The following is a 13748-nucleotide window of genomic DNA, read 5'->3' as shown; positions in this document are numbered from 1 at the left end:
GACGGCTCAGTACGCGACGGTGAACCGGGCGTTGGCGAACCGCGGATTCTCGATCTCGTCGACGACCGCCACCGCCAGGTCCTCGTAGGTGAGCACCGACCGGCCCTGCGCGTCGGTCACCGGGTGGTCGCTGCCGGTGCGGTAGTGCCCGGTCCGCTCGCCCGGGTGGAACTCCAGCGGCGGCGGGGAGACGTACGTCCAGGTCACCCCGCCGGCGCCGGTGCGGTAGAACTCCAGGGCGTCCGCCTGGCCGTGCGCCGAGTCCCGGTACTCCTCCGGGAAGTCCGGCTCGTCCAGGTAGCGGGTGCCCTTCGGCGTCAGCAGCGTCGAGCCGCCGCCGACGTGGATCACCCGGGGTGGGTCCGGCACCTCACGCAGCGTGTCGACCAGCGTTCGCGCGGCGTCGCGCCACAGATCCCGCTCGCCGCCGCCGATGGCCACCACCAGCACGTCGGCATCCTCGGCCAGCTCGCGTACGCTCCGCGCCGATGTGGCGTCGCCGGTCACCGTGCGTACGCCGGGGGGTAGGTAGCCGACCGCCTCCGGACGCCGCACCGCCGCTGTCACCCGGTGCCCCCGCTCGACGGCCTCGGCCGCGATCCGTGAGCCCGCCGTCCCGCCGGCGCCGAACACGACGATGTCGCTCATGCCTCACAGGCTAGGCAGCCCACCGGCGGGCGGCGGGGAGTTCCGCCGAACCGGCTCAGTCGACGATCGCCGAGTAGACGAGCTGGCGCAACTGGCCGCGCAGCGGGTACGTGCTCGACGGCATCAGCTGGGTGAACAGCAGCGCGGTGACCTCCTCGACCGGGTCCACCCAGAAGGCGGTGCTGGCCAGTCCGCCCCAGTAGAACTCGCCGACACTGCTCGGCACCCGCGACGGCACCGGATCCAGCACGACGGCGAAGCCCAGCCCGAAGCCGATGCCGTCGAGGATCGTCTCGGCGAAGCCCTCCGGCGAGAACGAGGCCAGGTCCCGGTTGCCCGGCAGGTGGTTACGGGTCATGAAGCGCACCGTGCGGGGGCCGAGCAGGCGGACCCCGTCCAACTCGCCACCGCGCAGCAGGAACTGGGTGAACCGGTGGTAGTCGGCCGCCGTGGACACCAGACCGCCGCCACCGGAGTGCCAGCTCGGCTCCGCCAGCGCGGCCCGGCCCACCCTGTCGGCGCGTACCGCCAGGCCGGTGGCCGGGTGCGGGGCGTAGAGGGCGGCCAGGCGCTTGGCGTCCGCCGCGTCCACCCACCATCGGGTGTCCGTCATCCCCAGCGGGCCCAGGATGCGCTCGGCGAAGAACGCGGCCAGCGACTGCCCGGAGATCACCTCGACCAGTCGGCCCAGCACGTCGGTGGAGACACCGTAGTTCCAGCTCGTGCCGGGCTGGAACAGCAGCGGCAGCCGGGCCAGCCCGGCCGAGGCCGCCGCCAGGTCCGCGCCCGCCGGCACGCCCAGGTCGAAGCCGGCCGCCCGGTACAGGCCGTCGACCACGGAGACCTGGGCGAAGCCGTACGTCAGGCCGGCGGTGTGGGTGAGCAGGTGCCAGATCCGGATCGGCTCGACCGCCGGCACCGTGTACGGCTTGAGCACCGAACCCCGGTCGTAGACGCGTACGTCGGCGAACTCCGGCAGCCAGCGGCTGACCGGGTCGTTCAGCTCGAACCGGCCCTCCTCCCAGAGCATCATCGCGGCGACCGAGGTGATCGGTTTGGTCATCGAGTAGATGCGCCACAGCGTGTCCGGCTCGACCGGCGTACCGGCCTCCCGGTCCCGCAGCCCGTACGTCGAGGAGTGGGCGACCTCGCCCCGGCGGCTGACGACGATCTGCCAGCCGGCGAGCCGGCCGTCGTCGACGTACCGGGCGAAGTGCTCGTCGATCCGCGCCAGCCGGGCGGGATCGAAGCCGACACGGCCGGGGTCGGTGCTCACTGGGACACTCACGACGCGAACCTACCCGCAGGTACGGCAACCGGGAAGTGTCACTAGGGTCGGTGCCATGCCGGAGCCGGTCGAGGACGTCACCTACCGCCAGGAGGACTGGTACGCCGAGGAACTGGCCGACCGGCACTTCCTGCGATGCGAGTTCTTCCACGTCGACCTGACCGAGGCGGTCAGCCGGGGCGCGGTCTTCACCGACTGCGTGTTCGGCAACGTGGCGTTCAACGCCTCCCGGCACACCGACTCGGCGTTCACCAGGTGCTCGTTCACCAAGTGCAACCTCTTCGAGGCCGAGTTCACCGGCTGCAAGCTGGTCGGCAGCACGTTCGACCGTTGTGACCTGCGCCCGCTGCGGGTCGACCGGGGCGACTGGTCCTTCGTCACGCTCACCGGCGCCGACCTGCGCGGGGCGCGGATCACCGACGTACGGATGCGGGAGGTCGACCTGACCGGCGCCGATCTCACCGGCGCGACGCTGACCGGCGTGGACCTCTCCGGCGCCCAGTTGCACGCCGCCAAGCTGATCCGGGCCGACCTGCGCGGCAGTGACCTGTCCGCGCTCGACCCGACGGCGGTACAGCGTTCCGGCGCGCGGATCGATGCCGAGCAGGCGGTGATGCTGGCTCAGGCGCTCGGGTTCCAGGTGGGCTGAGTCCGCGGGGAAATGCGCCGCGGGTTGTCAGGTTTTCCGGTCGCCGCGGATCAGCGGCACCGAGTTCGACTTCGGTGACGACGGGCAGTTGCGGCTGGGCAGCATGGCCGGCGCGGTCAAAGCGCTCGACCTGCGCCGCGATCCCCGGGTGGCGCTGCACAGCCCGACCGAGGACACCCCGTCCGACGATCCGTCCACCTGGGACGGGGACGCGAAGATCGCCGGCCGGGCGCACGAGGAGCCACCCGCCGAGGACGGCTCGCACCGCTTCCGGATCGAGTTGACCGAGGTGGTCCTCACCCGGGTGGGCGACCCACCCGACCACCTCCTGATCGAGAGCTGGCACCCCGACCGAGGCCTCCGGCAGCACACCCGCCACTGACCCCCCGGGCCCTCTCGCCTCCCCGCCGGTCGCGGGATGTCATCCGCCTACGGCGAGCCACGGGGCCGGGCCGCTCGCCGTCCGCGAGGTCGCCCTCGCCGCGGGCGACCGCTTCTACCAGTACGTCGTCCGCTTCCGGGCGGCCCCGGCCGAGCGGCTGCTGATCAGGTGGCACGCCCGGACGGTGATTGGCGGCCAGAACGACGGGGTGGCGTTGCCGGCGATCACGGTAAGCTGAGCGGCCGGTCCGGCGAGCGGTCGCCAGGTGACGAACTGGAAATGCCCGTCACTCGACATGTGGCGCAAGGGGCGGTCCGGTGACACCGTGGAGCCCGTTCGCGTACCTGTCGTGTCCGGCGGTGTCGTGACCGAAGTGGAGGGTGTGGTGGGCCAGGAGGACCGTCCGCGTACCGGCCCCGGCTCGCACCGGCACAACCTTCCGCGTACCCGGTCCGCGCTGCGCAGGCTGCGCCGCCGGCGCCGGCTGGTGCTGGAAGGGCTGGTCGCGTTCCTCTGCCTGGCGGTGCTGGCGGTCTACCTCGGCGTCGAGCGGCACGACACGCCACGCGAGGAGCAGGCCGGAGCGCCGGTGGCGCCGCCCGGCCGGGTCGGGCTGCCGAACGAGGCCGACGACACGGTGGTCAACCCGGGTTTGCGTCCCCGGCAGCGGTCGCCGTCGCCGAGCCCGTCGCCGTCGCCGAGTTCGTCGCCGTCCCCGCCGTCGCCGACGCCAGCGCTGCCGCCGACCGTCGCCGTCACCCGCGCGGACGTGCCCGCCACAGTCGATCTCACCGCCGCCGGTCCCACCGACTGGGTCCACTGGGGGCTGACCGGTGCCGCCCGGACGGTCCGCAAGCGGGGTGGCTCCGGCGAGATCCGCGACGAGGGCGGCCGGGGGCGGCGGGTGAGTTTCAGCAACAACCCCGAGGCGTACGCCTGGCGTGACGGCAACCCGGTCGGTTCGGCGAGCGGCACCATGTCCGGCATCTACACCTGCCACCGGGGCAGTGGGTTCAACCTGGCGGTGGCCGGTGACGGGCAGCAGCGGACGGTGCGTCTGTACGCCGGGCTCTGGATGGCCCGTGGCCGTCTCGACGTGCGCGTCTCCGGCGGCCCGGTGACCACGCTCCGGATGGAGGATCCGCACACCGCGCTCACCACCGAGTTCACGATCAGGTTCCGGGCACCACGCGGCGCGAAGCTGCTGCTGAACTGGACGGTGGAGGAGTCACTGGGCGACTGCGGCAACGTCAGCCTCCAGGCGGTGGCGCTGCACTGAGCGGGGACAGTTTGTCCGTCGCGTGCCGGGCCGGGCGTCGTACGTTTCGGTTGTCCCGTCCGACCATCCTCTGTGGAGGCCCGACCGATGACCGGCCCTGCCCCCGTCGCCCCCGCCCGCCCGCGCACCGATGGTGACGTGCTGCGCGAGATCCCCATGCCGCCGTACGTGACGGTCGAGGACGTCCAGTTCGCGGTGCGGGCGGTGGTGGTGCACGCGCCGCGGGTCTGGTCGGGCGGGATCATCTGCCGCAACGACGCCAGCCCGCATCCGTGTCGGCTGCACGTGTGGGGCCGCCGAGTGCTGACGTTGCGCGGGTTGCCGTCGGCCGAGATCGACGCGCTGGTCGAGCGAGGCGATCCGGCGGCCGATCCGCGGCCGTACCGCCCCGGCGCCTGAGCGCCGGGGCGGCCGGACCGGTCAGCAGAGCGCGGGCTTCACCCAGGAGCACTCCCGCCCCTCGGGTACGCGCGGCGACTCGGGCGCCGCCGGCACGGTCCGCCGGACGGTCGCCGTCTCCTTCTCGGTGTACGAGGCGAGCGCGAGCGCGATCTGGTCCTCCAGCCCCTTCACCGACGAGGTGAGGTAGTTGTTCAGCACGATCGAGAAGGCGAGCAGCCGCCCGTCGGCGTCGGTGACGTAGCCGGACAGCGCCGACACGCCGGTCAGGCTGCCGGTTTTGGCGTGCACGTTGTTCGCGGCGGCCGTGCCGCCCATCCGGCTGCGCAGCGTACCGCCCACGAACCGGTCCGGGTTGCCGGCCACCGGCAGCGCGGCGTACCAGGTGTCGAACCACGGTTCGGCGCGGACCGCCGAGAGCAGCGTGACGAACTGGGCCGGCGGGACGAGGTTGCGCCGGGACAGGCCGGACCCGTCGCGCTGGCGCAGCGTGCCGGTGTCCACTCCGGCGTCGCCCACGTACCCGCTGATCGCGGACAGCCCGGCGGCCCAGGTGCCGGAACCGGACAGCTGCCGGCCCAGTTCCTTCGTGAGTACCTCGGCGTGGCCGTTGTTGGAGAGTTTGAGGAGCGGCACCATCAGGTCGGCCAGCGGCATCGAGTCGTGCCGGGCCAGCGGCTCGGCGGTGTCCGGGGTGGCGCTGCCGAGCACGGTCCGGCCGAGCACCCGTACGCCGTGCCGTCGCAGCGCGGAGCGGAACACGTCGGCGGCGTACCCGGTCGGCTCCCACACGGTCACCCAGTCGCTCTCGGCGGCCTGGCCGACCGCGATCCGGCCGGTCACTACCACGGTGTTTCCGCCGTGCTCGCGTTCGAACGAGATGCTCGTCTCGCCGTCGGCGACCGTCTCGGCCCGGTTGTCGATCCGCAACCAGCTGTTCTCCGGGGTCATGGTGACCTTCGGCGGGGCGCCGGCCCGGCTGCCCGGCGCGGCGTGCACGATCACGGTGCCGGCGTCGTAGTCGGTGTCCGGGGCCACTGTCAGCGCCGACACCTGGGCGGCGTAGTAGTAGGGCTCGTCGTCCCAGGTCCAGTCCGGACCGAGCCGGTCGCTGTCGTACCGGGTGTCGTCGGCGACCAGGTCGCCCGCGACCACCCGTACGCCCGTCGCGGCGATCTGCTGCGCGAGCCGGTCGTAGTCGGCGGCGAGGATGGTGGGGTCGCCCCCGCCGCGCAGGTAGAGGTCGCCGCGGAGCATCCCGGCGCGACGGGGACCGTCGGCGCTGACCTCGGTGGTGAAGCGGTGGCCCGGCCCGAGCAGTTCCATCGCCGCCGCCGAGGTGAGCAGCTTGGTGTTGGAGGCGGGGATGAGCCGCCGGGTGCCGTTGCGGTCGTAGAGCGTGCGGCCGGTGGTGGTGTCGACGACGACCACGCCCGCCTGGGCCCCGGAGAGCCGGCTGTCGGCGAGGACCGCGTCGATGGTGGCGTTCAGCCGGGTCTGCGCGGGGGTGGGCGCTTCTGCGGTGGCGGTGGTGGTGCCGGCGGCGGCTGCGGTGGCGACCAGCGCCAGCACCGCCAGTGCCCGGGGAAATAGGCGACGATGCATGGATAGATGCTGCCACGGAGATTTCCTGCGGGAAAGAGTCCGGGGCGAAAGGTTATTTGCGGGCCGGGCACGGGTGCCGTCCCGGGCCCCTGGTGTTCCCGGTCCGGATCGGGGAAAACACCTGTTCACCGAGGAGCGGCCGATCGCCGGGTTCCGTTTGACGGATGACCGGGCAGCGGGCACGGTGGAGGTGGGGGCGGTGGAACCGCCCTGCTTCCAGCGCGGCGAGATCGTGTCTTGCCCGCTTCCGGGTCGCGAGCCGACCGCGTGGGCCGTGTCGCCCGCGAAACCCGACACCCAGCCATGAGGAGTTCAGCCATGCTGACCATGACCGACAACGCCGTCCTGGTGATCCGTGACCTCGCCGCCCAGCAGGACGTCGCCGACGCCGGTGGGCTGCGCATCGCCGCCGACACCGACGCCGGTTCGCTCTCGATCGAGCTGGTGCCGCAGCCGGTGCGGGGCGACCAGGTGGTGGACACCGAGGGCGCGCGCATCTTCCTCGACTCGGACGCGGCCGAACTGCTCAACGACACGTCGGTGGACGCGATGGTCGACGAGGAGGGCGTGGTCCAGTTCGGGTTCACCGAGAAGGAATGAGCTCAACCGGCGCGCTGGTCCGGTTCCGGCCGGACCAGCGCGGCGAGGACGTGCGCCAGATGGTGCGAGGTGCTCCACGCGATCCAGTTGGCGGGTGAGCCCGCGCCGGTGCCCCGGCGGGCCCGCCGGACGATCTCGTGGTCGCCCCAGGAGAAGCCGGCCCCGGCGGGCGGCCAGTGCGGCGCGGCCGTCAGCGTGCGGCACAGGTCGGCGAAGCGGTCGTCGCCCCGCCCACCCCGCCGCGACCAGCGGTAGACCCACCATGCGCCGTCGGCGGCCCAGCGCAGCGTCGGGGTCCGGTCGCCCGGCTCGTCCGCGTCGCGTACCGCGCAGCCCACGCCGTAGTCGCCGTACCCGAGGTGCAGGTCGGCCAGGCGCCGCCAGAGCGACCAGTCGTACCGTTCCAGGCGTACCGGTTCGTCCACCGGAAGCCGGGACAGGGCCGGCGGCATCCCGCCGGCCGCCACGGTCACCGAGCGCCAGGCGTGCCGCCGGGCCCACTGCACCGCCCGCCGGAGCCTCGGCTCGGCCAGCCGGACGTCGGCCCGGCAGCACACGTCGCCGGCGTCGAGCAGCAGATCGCACTGCTCGGGCAGCAGACCTGTCGCCCGCCACACCCGTTCCGCCGCCGCGGTGGCCGCGTCCGGCCCGGCCCGGTCCGGTCCGACCCGCAACCGGACGACCGCGTGGTGCGCCCAGGCCCGGGCCGCCGCCCCGTGCGCGGCCAGCCGCCGGTCGCTGTCCGCGAGGCCGATCACCGGAACCAGCGGTACGCCCCAGCGGACCGGATCGTGTTCCGCGGCGTCCGGCAGCGCCGACACGTCGACGGCCGGCAGTAGCCCGGCGGGCAGCCGGGTCAGGGAGTCCACGATGGAGGGAGTGTCCGCCGGGACGTCGAGGATCGGCGCGAGCAACGCGGCGGAGGCGTCGTCGAGCCGGGTCAGCGCCTCCAGTTCCCCGCGGCGTGCGGCCAGCACCGGGCGGTAGACCGTCGGTCGACCCCGGAGCGGCTGCACCATACTTCAATGTAGCCAGACGGTTGCACTGCGTCAGGGTGTCCGATCGGATTCGCTGTCGCAACGGGCGGCCGAGCCGGCCGCCGATCGTCGGCCCGGCTGACGTTTTCGCAGCTCAGGACCGGTGGTTGTCAGTCATCGGACAGTTCTTCGGCTGGTTGCCGGCGGTCGACCGACATAGCGTCGGATCATCGAGGGGGACCGCTGACGATCGCCCGGACGCGTACGAACGCCTCCTGCCGGCGTACCGGCGGGAGAGAGGATCACCATGCCCAGCCGTAGAGCTAGGAGGGACACCACCGGCCAGCCGATCCCGAGCATGCGGGAGGCTGCGCGCGTCGACACCGAGATCAACTCGTGTCCACCGGTCGGGCTGCCGCCCACCGCGCGCATGCTGTTCGCCGTGGTCGACGCCGGCGGAAGGCTGGTCCGCGGCCTCGGCGCCACCTCGGCCATCCGACTCGCCGTCGGGATGTACCAGGTCGCGTTCGACCAGGACGTGGTGGCAGCGGCGTACGTCGGGACGGTCGGCCCCGCGACGGCCAACGGCTTGGTCCCGCAGGGTGTCATCACCGTGGCGCCGCGCTCGGGCATCGCCAACGCGGTGTTCGTCGAGACGCGCGGTACGAGCGGGCACGCGGACCGGCCCTTTCACCTGGCCGTGCTGGCCTGACCGGACCCGCAGACGAGCGCACGGCGCCGCACGACCTCTCCGGTCGTAACGTCGCCGCGCTCCGGCCGTCTCCCACCACCGCAGCCGTACGGCGGTACGCCGGCGGGGACTTGGCTCGACCGGTCAGCCCGCACCGGTCTTGTGGGCAGCACATGCCCCTTCCGAGGGGATCCAAACCGGGTCGGCGTGGGGAATTCCACCATCTGTGACTCCCGGCGTGGCGGGCGTGTGTTCGGGGTATGAGCGGGTCATGGAGCATTTCACGATCGCGACAGTCGCCGAGAAGAGTCCCGACTTCCGCCGCGTGCTCTGGACCGGGGAGCACACCCAGCTGGTCATCATGACCATCCCGCCGGGCGGCGAGATCGGCGAGGAGGTCCACGAGGACATCGACCAGATCCTCACGTTCGTCAGCGGCACCGGCGAGGCGCGGGTGGCGGGGGAGAAGAAGGAGGTCGTCTCCGGCGACCTGGTGGTCGTGCCGGCCGGCACGAAGCACAACTTCGTCAACACCGGGCCGAACCCGCTGGTCCTCTACACCGTCTACGGGCCGCCGGAGCACGCCGACGGCGCGGTCCACAAGACGAAGGAGGAGGCGGACGCCGCCGAGGAGGCGGGCGAGGACGAGCCGCCCACGGCCTGAGGCCCGGCGCGCACACGTTAAGCAGGGGCCCCTGCTCTACCGGAGACGTTAAGAAGGGGCCCCTCCTTGCACCAGGCCGGGGTATTTCAGGCCGGCGCCGGTGTTGAGCACCACCACGCGCTCCCCGGGCCGGATCCACCCGCCCGCCCGCAGGTGCCGGGCGGCGGTCAGGCAGGCCGCGCCCTCCGGGCAGAGCAGAAGCCCTTCCCGAGCGGCGAAGTCGCGCAGGTCGGTGAGGATCTCCGCATCGTCCACAGCGATCGCGGTGCCGGCGCTGTCCCGCAGCGCGGACAGGATCAGCTCGTCGCCGAGCGGCGCGGGCACGGTGATGCCGAACGCGACGGTGTGCGCGTCCTCCCACGGGGTGACGCGCTCCTGGCCGGCCGCGAACGCCCGGACGATCGGCGCGCAGCCGGTGGACTGCACCGCGACCAGCCGGGGCAGCCGGTCCTCGACCCAGCCCAGCTCGCGCAGCTCGTGCAGCGCCTTGTGGATGCCGATCAGCCCGACGCCGCCGCCGGTCGGGTAGAGGATCACGTCGGGCACCTGCCAGCCGAGCTGCTCGACGATCTCGTACCCCATGGTCTTCTTGCCTTCGAGCCGGTACGGCTCGCGCAGCGTGCCGGCGTCGAAGATCGCTCCGTCCGACCCGGCGATCAGCTCGGCGATGTCCCGGCCCGCGTCGTTGATCAGGCCGTCGATCAGCCGCAGGTCGGCGCCGGCGGCGAGGCACTCCTCGCGGCAGATCGTCGGCGCGGCAAGCGGCATGGCGATCGTCGCGCCCATCCCGGCCCGCGCCGCGTACGTCGCCCAGGCCGCTCCGGCGTTGCCGTTCGTGGGCATGGCGATCCGCCGCACGCCCAGCTCCCGGGCCCGGCTGACGCCCACCGACGCGCCGCGCGCCTTGAACGACCCGGTCGGGGTCAGCCCTTCGTCCTTGACGATCAGATCCGAGATGCCGATCTCGTGGCCGTACGCGGGCGCGCGCCACATCGGCGTCCAGCCCTCGCCCAGCGTGGTGACGCACCGGGGATCGGCCACCGGCAGCAGCTCCCGGTAGCGCCACAGGTCGGCCGGTCGCAGCCCGAACCGCTCCGGCGCGACCGTGGCGGCCACCGCGGCGAGGTCGTACCGGGCCAGCAGCGGCGACCCGCAGCCGCACAGGTTCTGCAACACGTCGGCGGGATGTTCACGGCCGCAGCGCGGGCACTCCAGGTGCGTCAGGTGCACGGTGGTCCTCAGCTCGCGTCGATGCTCAGCCAGTGCCGGCTGCGCCGGCCCGGCTCGTACGGGGAGTCGAGGCGTTTCGCCACCACTCCCGGGAGCCCCTGCTCACGGGCGGCCCGTAGGGCGTCCGCGCCGACTCCCGGGAACCACGGCGGAGTCTGCCAGTGCGGACCGGTGAGCGCCAGACCGTCGAGCAGGTCACGGCGTTGCGCGTACGGCACGTCGAGGCTGGACACGCCCTCCAGCCAGAGCAGGTCGACGGCGAGGAACTGCCCGTCGCGCCGGGTCGGCGCACGGACCCGCCCGGCCGGGTCGATCCGCACCAGCACGCCGTCGAGGACCGCCTCGGCCGGGGCCAGCGCCTCAGCCATCGCCCGCGCCCACGGGTACTCCCCGGTGATCTCCGTGTCGTCGCCGTCGAGCAGCCGCAGCCGGCCGCCCGAGACGTACGCCATCGCGCGCACGCCCGCCCAGCGCAGCTCGTACCCCCAGACGGCGGCGTCGCGCGGCAGTCGCCCGCCCCCGGTGGGCCGCATCGGGCGGACCAGGTCGGGCATCGGCGTCCAACCCTCCGGCGCCGGATCGGTACGCCTGATCATCCAGTCCCGGCCCCGGCCGCCGGTGGCGAACAGCACGTACCGGCCCTGCGTGCGCTCGCCGTCGAGCACCACGATCACCTCGTCGTCGCGCCACTTCTCCGCCCGGTAGGTGCCGGTGTCGTGCACTGTCATCCGCCCCCCGCCGTACTCCCCGGCGGGGATCTCCCCGGAGAACGTCAGGTACTCCATCGGGTGGTCCTCGGTGTGCACGGCCAGGTGGTTGCGGCCCGGGTCGCGGGGCAGGCCGCGCGGCACCGCCCACGAGGCCAGCACCCCGTCGTGCTCCAGCCGCAGATCCCAGTGCAGGCTCCGGGCGTGGTGCTGCTGGATGACGAAGCGGGGCGCGCGCCGCGCGGACCGCTTCCGCCCGGGAGCCCGCTCGGGCACCGGTTCCGGGGTACGCGCGGCGTCCCGTCTCCGCCGGTACTCCTCCAGCCGGTCCGCCATCCCCGCATCCTCCCCCAGACCCGCCGTGCGCGCCGGGATGCCGGTGTGTGTGCGGCGAACCGGGGTAGAACGGGGGACATGGACAGCGACCAGCCCACCCTCCCGCTCACCGGCGACGTCCGGATCCCGCTGCTCGGCTTCGGCACCTGGCAGGCCACCGGCGAGGCCGGGTGCCAGGCGGTGCTCGCCGCACTGGACGCCGGCTACCGGCACATCGACACGGCCACCATGTACGGCAACGAGAAGGAGGTCGGGCGGGCGGTCAAGGAGAGCGGGCTGCGCCGCGAGGACGTCTTCATCACCACCAAGCTGCCGCCGGACCGGGTGGGCCGGGAGCGGGAGACCATCGAGGCCAGCCTGGCCGCCCTGGACACCGACTACGTCGACCTGTGGCTGGTGCACTGGCCGCCGTCCGCGCCCGGCGACAGCATCCCGGTGTGGCGGGAGATGCTCGCCGCGCGGGACGAGAACATGGCGCGCACGGTCGGGGTGAGCAACTACTCGATCGGGCAGATCGACGAGCTGATCCAGGCCACCGAGGAGACGCCCGCGGTCAACCAGATCCGCTGGAGCCCGTCGCTGTACGACAGGCAGACGTACGCCGCCCACCGGGACCGGGGCGTGGCGCTGGAGGGCTACAGCCCGTTCAAGGCCAGCGACCTGTCCGACCCGGTGCTGGTGCGCATCGCCCAGGCGCACGACGTGTCGCCGGCCCAGGTGGTGCTGCGCTGGCACATCGACCACGAGATCATCGTCATCCCGAAGTCGGTCACGCCGGAGCGCATCCGCGCCAACGCCGACGTGTTCGGGTTCTCGCTCACCGCCGAGGAGATGCGCGACATCGACGCACTCGCCGGCTGAGGCGTACCCGTGCAGGGGCGCGGTCCGCGACGGACCGCGCCCCTGCGTCGTGTGCGGTGGTCAGCCCCGGGCGCAGGTGGAGCCGTTGAGCGTGAAGCTGCTCGGCGCGGAGTAGCTGCCGTTCAGCGTCGCCTGGTAGCCGAAGCTGGTCGACGCCCCGGGTGCCAGCGTGCCGTTGTAGCCGACGTTGCGGGCGGTCACCGCCGAGCCGCTCTGGCTCACGGTGGCGTTCCACGCGTTGGTGACGGTCTGCCCGGACGGCAGGTTGTAGTTCAGCGTCCAGCCGTTGATCGTGCCGGAGCCGGTGTTCCTGACCGTCACGTCGGCGGTGAAGCCGTTGTTCCACACGTTCGCCGCCCGGTAGGTGACGGTGCAGGACGCGCCGCCCGAGGGCGGGGGCGTGGTCGGTGCCGACGTGGTCGGCGCCGGGTTCGAGCCGGTGTTGACGCTCTGCGAGAACGAGTTCACCGCGAGCCCGACGCCGCCCTGCCACGGCTCGAAGCCGGCCTGGATGCTGGTCAGGTACCAGTCGCCTGTGATCGCGCCCCGGTTGCGGGTGTCGTTGACGAACGCCATCGCGTCGAAGCTGAAGCTGGGGATGGCCGACGGCGACAGGTACGAGATGACGTTGTTGGAGCCGTTGCTGCCGCGCCAGACCTCCCAGGTGCGGCCGGCGATGCTGGCGGTGCCGACCGGCGAGCCGATGGGCTGGATCGAGCCCTGCCGGTTGAGCCAGATCATGATCTCCATCTGGTTCACGCCGTCGCGCTTGGGCGACGGGTCGAGCCAGATGTCGTACGACGCGTTGAAGGTCGCGCCGCTGACGTAGTTGTAGCTGATGCTGGACGGCGCGCTGCTGATGTTCTTCACCTGCACCGGCAGGTTCGTGCCGGGCGAGCAGTTGGTGTAGTGGCAGCCCACGAAGATCGACGGGTAGGAGACCGGTGCCCCGTTGGTCGGCGCGGAGCCGTCCGCGCGGGTGATGGAGAAGCCGGTCGAGGTGACGTTGATGCACTGCTGGGCACTGGTGCCCCAGCGGTTGTTCTGCACCACGTACCTGCCGCCGATGGTGGTCGAGCCGTACTGCTCGCAGATCTGGGTGTCGGCGGAGGCGGTGCCGCCGAGGGCGACGGCGACGAGGGTGCCGGCGGCCAGCAGCCCGGCTGCCGCGATGGCCCTGAGTGGACGCTTCATGACGCTCCTTGGCTCGGCGCGGGACGGCGCCGGTTCGGTCGGTGATACGGGGCGGGAGCGCTCCCACAGTACAACGAATACATTCACATGACTCGAATCATTGCGCAAATGCGCCGAGTTCGTTAACGCTCCGCGTCCGGCCGGTGGCGCAGGGGAGGGCCGCGGCTGCCCCCTTCCCCCGGATGGAGGTGGGATTCCTGCCGGTGGGACGGGGTGCGCCGCCGACCGGCGGCCCGCG

16 protein-coding genes are annotated in these 13748 nt (G+C 72.7%); 8 read left to right on the top strand and 8 right to left on the bottom strand.

Annotated elements, in window-relative coordinates:
- Window positions 1-6 precede the first annotated feature (6 nt).
- Window positions 7-648, bottom strand: a complete 642-nt coding sequence (locus tag GA0070215_RS13350) for an NAD(P)-dependent oxidoreductase (protein ID WP_018786707.1) — start codon at window positions 646-648, stop codon at window positions 7-9.
- A gap of 55 nt (window positions 649-703) precedes the next feature.
- Window positions 704-1936, bottom strand: a complete 1233-nt coding sequence (locus tag GA0070215_RS13345) for a serine hydrolase domain-containing protein (protein WP_091045839.1) — start codon at window positions 1934-1936, stop codon at window positions 704-706.
- Window positions 1937-1991: 55 nt separating this feature from the next.
- Between GA0070215_RS13345 and GA0070215_RS13340 the strand changes: the two genes are divergently transcribed.
- Both GA0070215_RS13340 and GA0070215_RS13335 read left to right on the top strand, forming a co-directional pair.
- Window positions 1992-2585 carry a pentapeptide repeat-containing protein gene (locus tag GA0070215_RS13340; RefSeq protein ID WP_091045836.1) on the top strand — a complete coding sequence of 198 codons (594 nt, stop codon included), beginning with the start codon at window positions 1992-1994 and terminating at the stop codon, window positions 2583-2585.
- A gap of 88 nt (window positions 2586-2673) precedes the next feature.
- Window positions 2674-2967, top strand: a complete 294-nt coding sequence (locus GA0070215_RS13335; RefSeq protein WP_208600341.1) for a pyridoxamine 5'-phosphate oxidase family protein — start codon at window positions 2674-2676, stop codon at window positions 2965-2967.
- A gap of 114 nt (window positions 2968-3081) precedes the next feature.
- Here GA0070215_RS13335 and GA0070215_RS13330 read toward each other — a convergent pair whose 3' ends face one another.
- The gene (locus GA0070215_RS13330; RefSeq protein ID WP_091045833.1) at window positions 3082-3264 is read right to left on the bottom strand and encodes a hypothetical protein; all 183 of its coding nucleotides are present in this window, start codon (window positions 3262-3264) and stop codon (window positions 3082-3084) included.
- A gap of 67 nt (window positions 3265-3331) precedes the next feature.
- Here GA0070215_RS13330 and GA0070215_RS13325 point away from each other — a divergent pair, with 67 nt between their 5' ends.
- Together GA0070215_RS13325 and GA0070215_RS13320 are read left to right on the top strand one after the other, a co-directional pair.
- On the top strand, window positions 3332-4246 hold the full coding sequence (locus GA0070215_RS13325; protein ID WP_244166979.1) for a hypothetical protein: 915 nt from the start codon (window positions 3332-3334) through the stop codon (window positions 4244-4246).
- A gap of 87 nt (window positions 4247-4333) precedes the next feature.
- On the top strand, window positions 4334-4645 hold the full coding sequence (locus tag GA0070215_RS13320) for a hypothetical protein (protein ID WP_091045828.1): 312 nt from the start codon (window positions 4334-4336) through the stop codon (window positions 4643-4645).
- Between the two features lie 21 nt (window positions 4646-4666).
- Here GA0070215_RS13320 and dacB read toward each other — a convergent pair whose 3' ends face one another.
- Window positions 4667-6250, bottom strand: a complete 1584-nt coding sequence (dacB, locus tag GA0070215_RS13315; RefSeq protein WP_091045824.1) for a D-alanyl-D-alanine carboxypeptidase/D-alanyl-D-alanine endopeptidase — start codon at window positions 6248-6250, stop codon at window positions 4667-4669.
- A gap of 318 nt (window positions 6251-6568) precedes the next feature.
- On the opposite strand from dacB, the gene GA0070215_RS13310 reads away from it, so the two are divergent.
- Entirely contained in the window at window positions 6569-6850 is a 282-nt protein-coding gene (locus tag GA0070215_RS13310; protein WP_018786700.1) for an iron-sulfur cluster biosynthesis family protein, read from the top strand.
- Window positions 6851-6852: 2 nt separating this feature from the next.
- Here GA0070215_RS13310 and GA0070215_RS13305 read toward each other — a convergent pair whose 3' ends face one another.
- On the bottom strand, window positions 6853-7869 hold the full coding sequence (locus tag GA0070215_RS13305; RefSeq protein WP_208600340.1) for a beta family protein: 1017 nt from the start codon (window positions 7867-7869) through the stop codon (window positions 6853-6855).
- 316 nt (window positions 7870-8185) lie between these two features.
- On the opposite strand from GA0070215_RS13305, the gene GA0070215_RS13300 reads away from it, so the two are divergent.
- Together GA0070215_RS13300 and GA0070215_RS13295 are read left to right on the top strand one after the other, a co-directional pair.
- Window positions 8186-8539 (top strand): hypothetical protein, encoded by a 354-nt coding sequence (locus GA0070215_RS13300; RefSeq protein ID WP_244166978.1) that lies wholly within the window; start codon window positions 8186-8188, stop codon window positions 8537-8539.
- Window positions 8540-8789: 250 nt separating this feature from the next.
- Window positions 8790-9182 (top strand): cupin domain-containing protein, encoded by a 393-nt coding sequence (locus GA0070215_RS13295; protein WP_018786697.1) that lies wholly within the window; start codon window positions 8790-8792, stop codon window positions 9180-9182.
- 48 nt (window positions 9183-9230) lie between these two features.
- On the opposite strand, the gene GA0070215_RS13290 is transcribed toward GA0070215_RS13295, so the two are convergent.
- Both GA0070215_RS13290 and GA0070215_RS13285 read right to left on the bottom strand, forming a co-directional pair.
- Window positions 9231-10412: a threonine synthase gene (locus GA0070215_RS13290; protein WP_018786696.1), complete on the bottom strand. Its 1182-nt coding sequence runs from the start codon at window positions 10410-10412 to the stop codon at window positions 9231-9233.
- An 8-nt stretch (window positions 10413-10420) separates the two neighbouring features.
- Window positions 10421-11455, bottom strand: coding sequence for a DNA polymerase ligase N-terminal domain-containing protein (locus GA0070215_RS13285; RefSeq protein WP_091045818.1), 1035 nt, complete (start codon window positions 11453-11455; stop codon window positions 10421-10423).
- A 78-nt stretch (window positions 11456-11533) separates the two neighbouring features.
- Here GA0070215_RS13285 and GA0070215_RS13280 point away from each other — a divergent pair, with 78 nt between their 5' ends.
- Window positions 11534-12316 (top strand): aldo/keto reductase, encoded by a 783-nt coding sequence (locus GA0070215_RS13280; RefSeq protein ID WP_018786694.1) that lies wholly within the window; start codon window positions 11534-11536, stop codon window positions 12314-12316.
- A gap of 60 nt (window positions 12317-12376) precedes the next feature.
- On the opposite strand, the gene GA0070215_RS13275 is transcribed toward GA0070215_RS13280, so the two are convergent.
- A complete protein-coding gene (locus GA0070215_RS13275) occupies window positions 12377-13510 on the bottom strand; it encodes a glycoside hydrolase family 12 protein (RefSeq protein ID WP_091045814.1) in 1134 nt (377 codons plus the stop codon).
- Window positions 13511-13748 lie beyond the last annotated feature (238 nt).

Origin of the sequence: Micromonospora marina (assembly GCF_900091565.1) — a bacterium.
Taxonomy (GTDB): Bacteria; Actinomycetota; Actinomycetes; order Mycobacteriales; family Micromonosporaceae; genus Micromonospora; species Micromonospora marina.
The sequence above is the reverse complement of the archived record's forward strand: the minus strand, read 5'-3'. Positions and strand labels throughout refer to the sequence as shown.

Coding starts and splice junctions, on each gene's coding strand:
- GA0070215_RS13295 (WP_018786697.1), top strand. CDS start 8,790: ATGGAGCATTTCACGATCGCGACAGTCGCCGAGAAGAGTCCCGACTTC.
- GA0070215_RS13320 (WP_091045828.1), top strand. CDS start 4,334: ATGACCGGCCCTGCCCCCGTCGCCCCCGCCCGCCCGCGCACCGATGGT.
- GA0070215_RS13275 (WP_091045814.1), bottom strand. CDS start 13,510: ATGAAGCGTCCACTCAGGGCCATCGCGGCAGCCGGGCTGCTGGCCGCC.
- GA0070215_RS13340 (WP_091045836.1), top strand. CDS start 1,992: ATGCCGGAGCCGGTCGAGGACGTCACCTACCGCCAGGAGGACTGGTAC.
- GA0070215_RS13330 (WP_091045833.1), bottom strand. CDS start 3,264: ATGTCGAGTGACGGGCATTTCCAGTTCGTCACCTGGCGACCGCTCGCC.
- GA0070215_RS13350 (WP_018786707.1), bottom strand. CDS start 648: ATGAGCGACATCGTCGTGTTCGGCGCCGGCGGGACGGCGGGCTCACGG.
- GA0070215_RS13300 (WP_244166978.1), top strand. CDS start 8,186: ATGCGGGAGGCTGCGCGCGTCGACACCGAGATCAACTCGTGTCCACCG.
- GA0070215_RS13305 (WP_208600340.1), bottom strand. CDS start 7,869: ATGGTGCAGCCGCTCCGGGGTCGACCGACGGTCTACCGCCCGGTGCTG.
- GA0070215_RS13285 (WP_091045818.1), bottom strand. CDS start 11,455: ATGGCGGACCGGCTGGAGGAGTACCGGCGGAGACGGGACGCCGCGCGT.
- dacB (WP_091045824.1), bottom strand. CDS start 6,250: ATGCATCGTCGCCTATTTCCCCGGGCACTGGCGGTGCTGGCGCTGGTC.
- GA0070215_RS13280 (WP_018786694.1), top strand. CDS start 11,534: ATGGACAGCGACCAGCCCACCCTCCCGCTCACCGGCGACGTCCGGATC.
- GA0070215_RS13310 (WP_018786700.1), top strand. CDS start 6,569: ATGCTGACCATGACCGACAACGCCGTCCTGGTGATCCGTGACCTCGCC.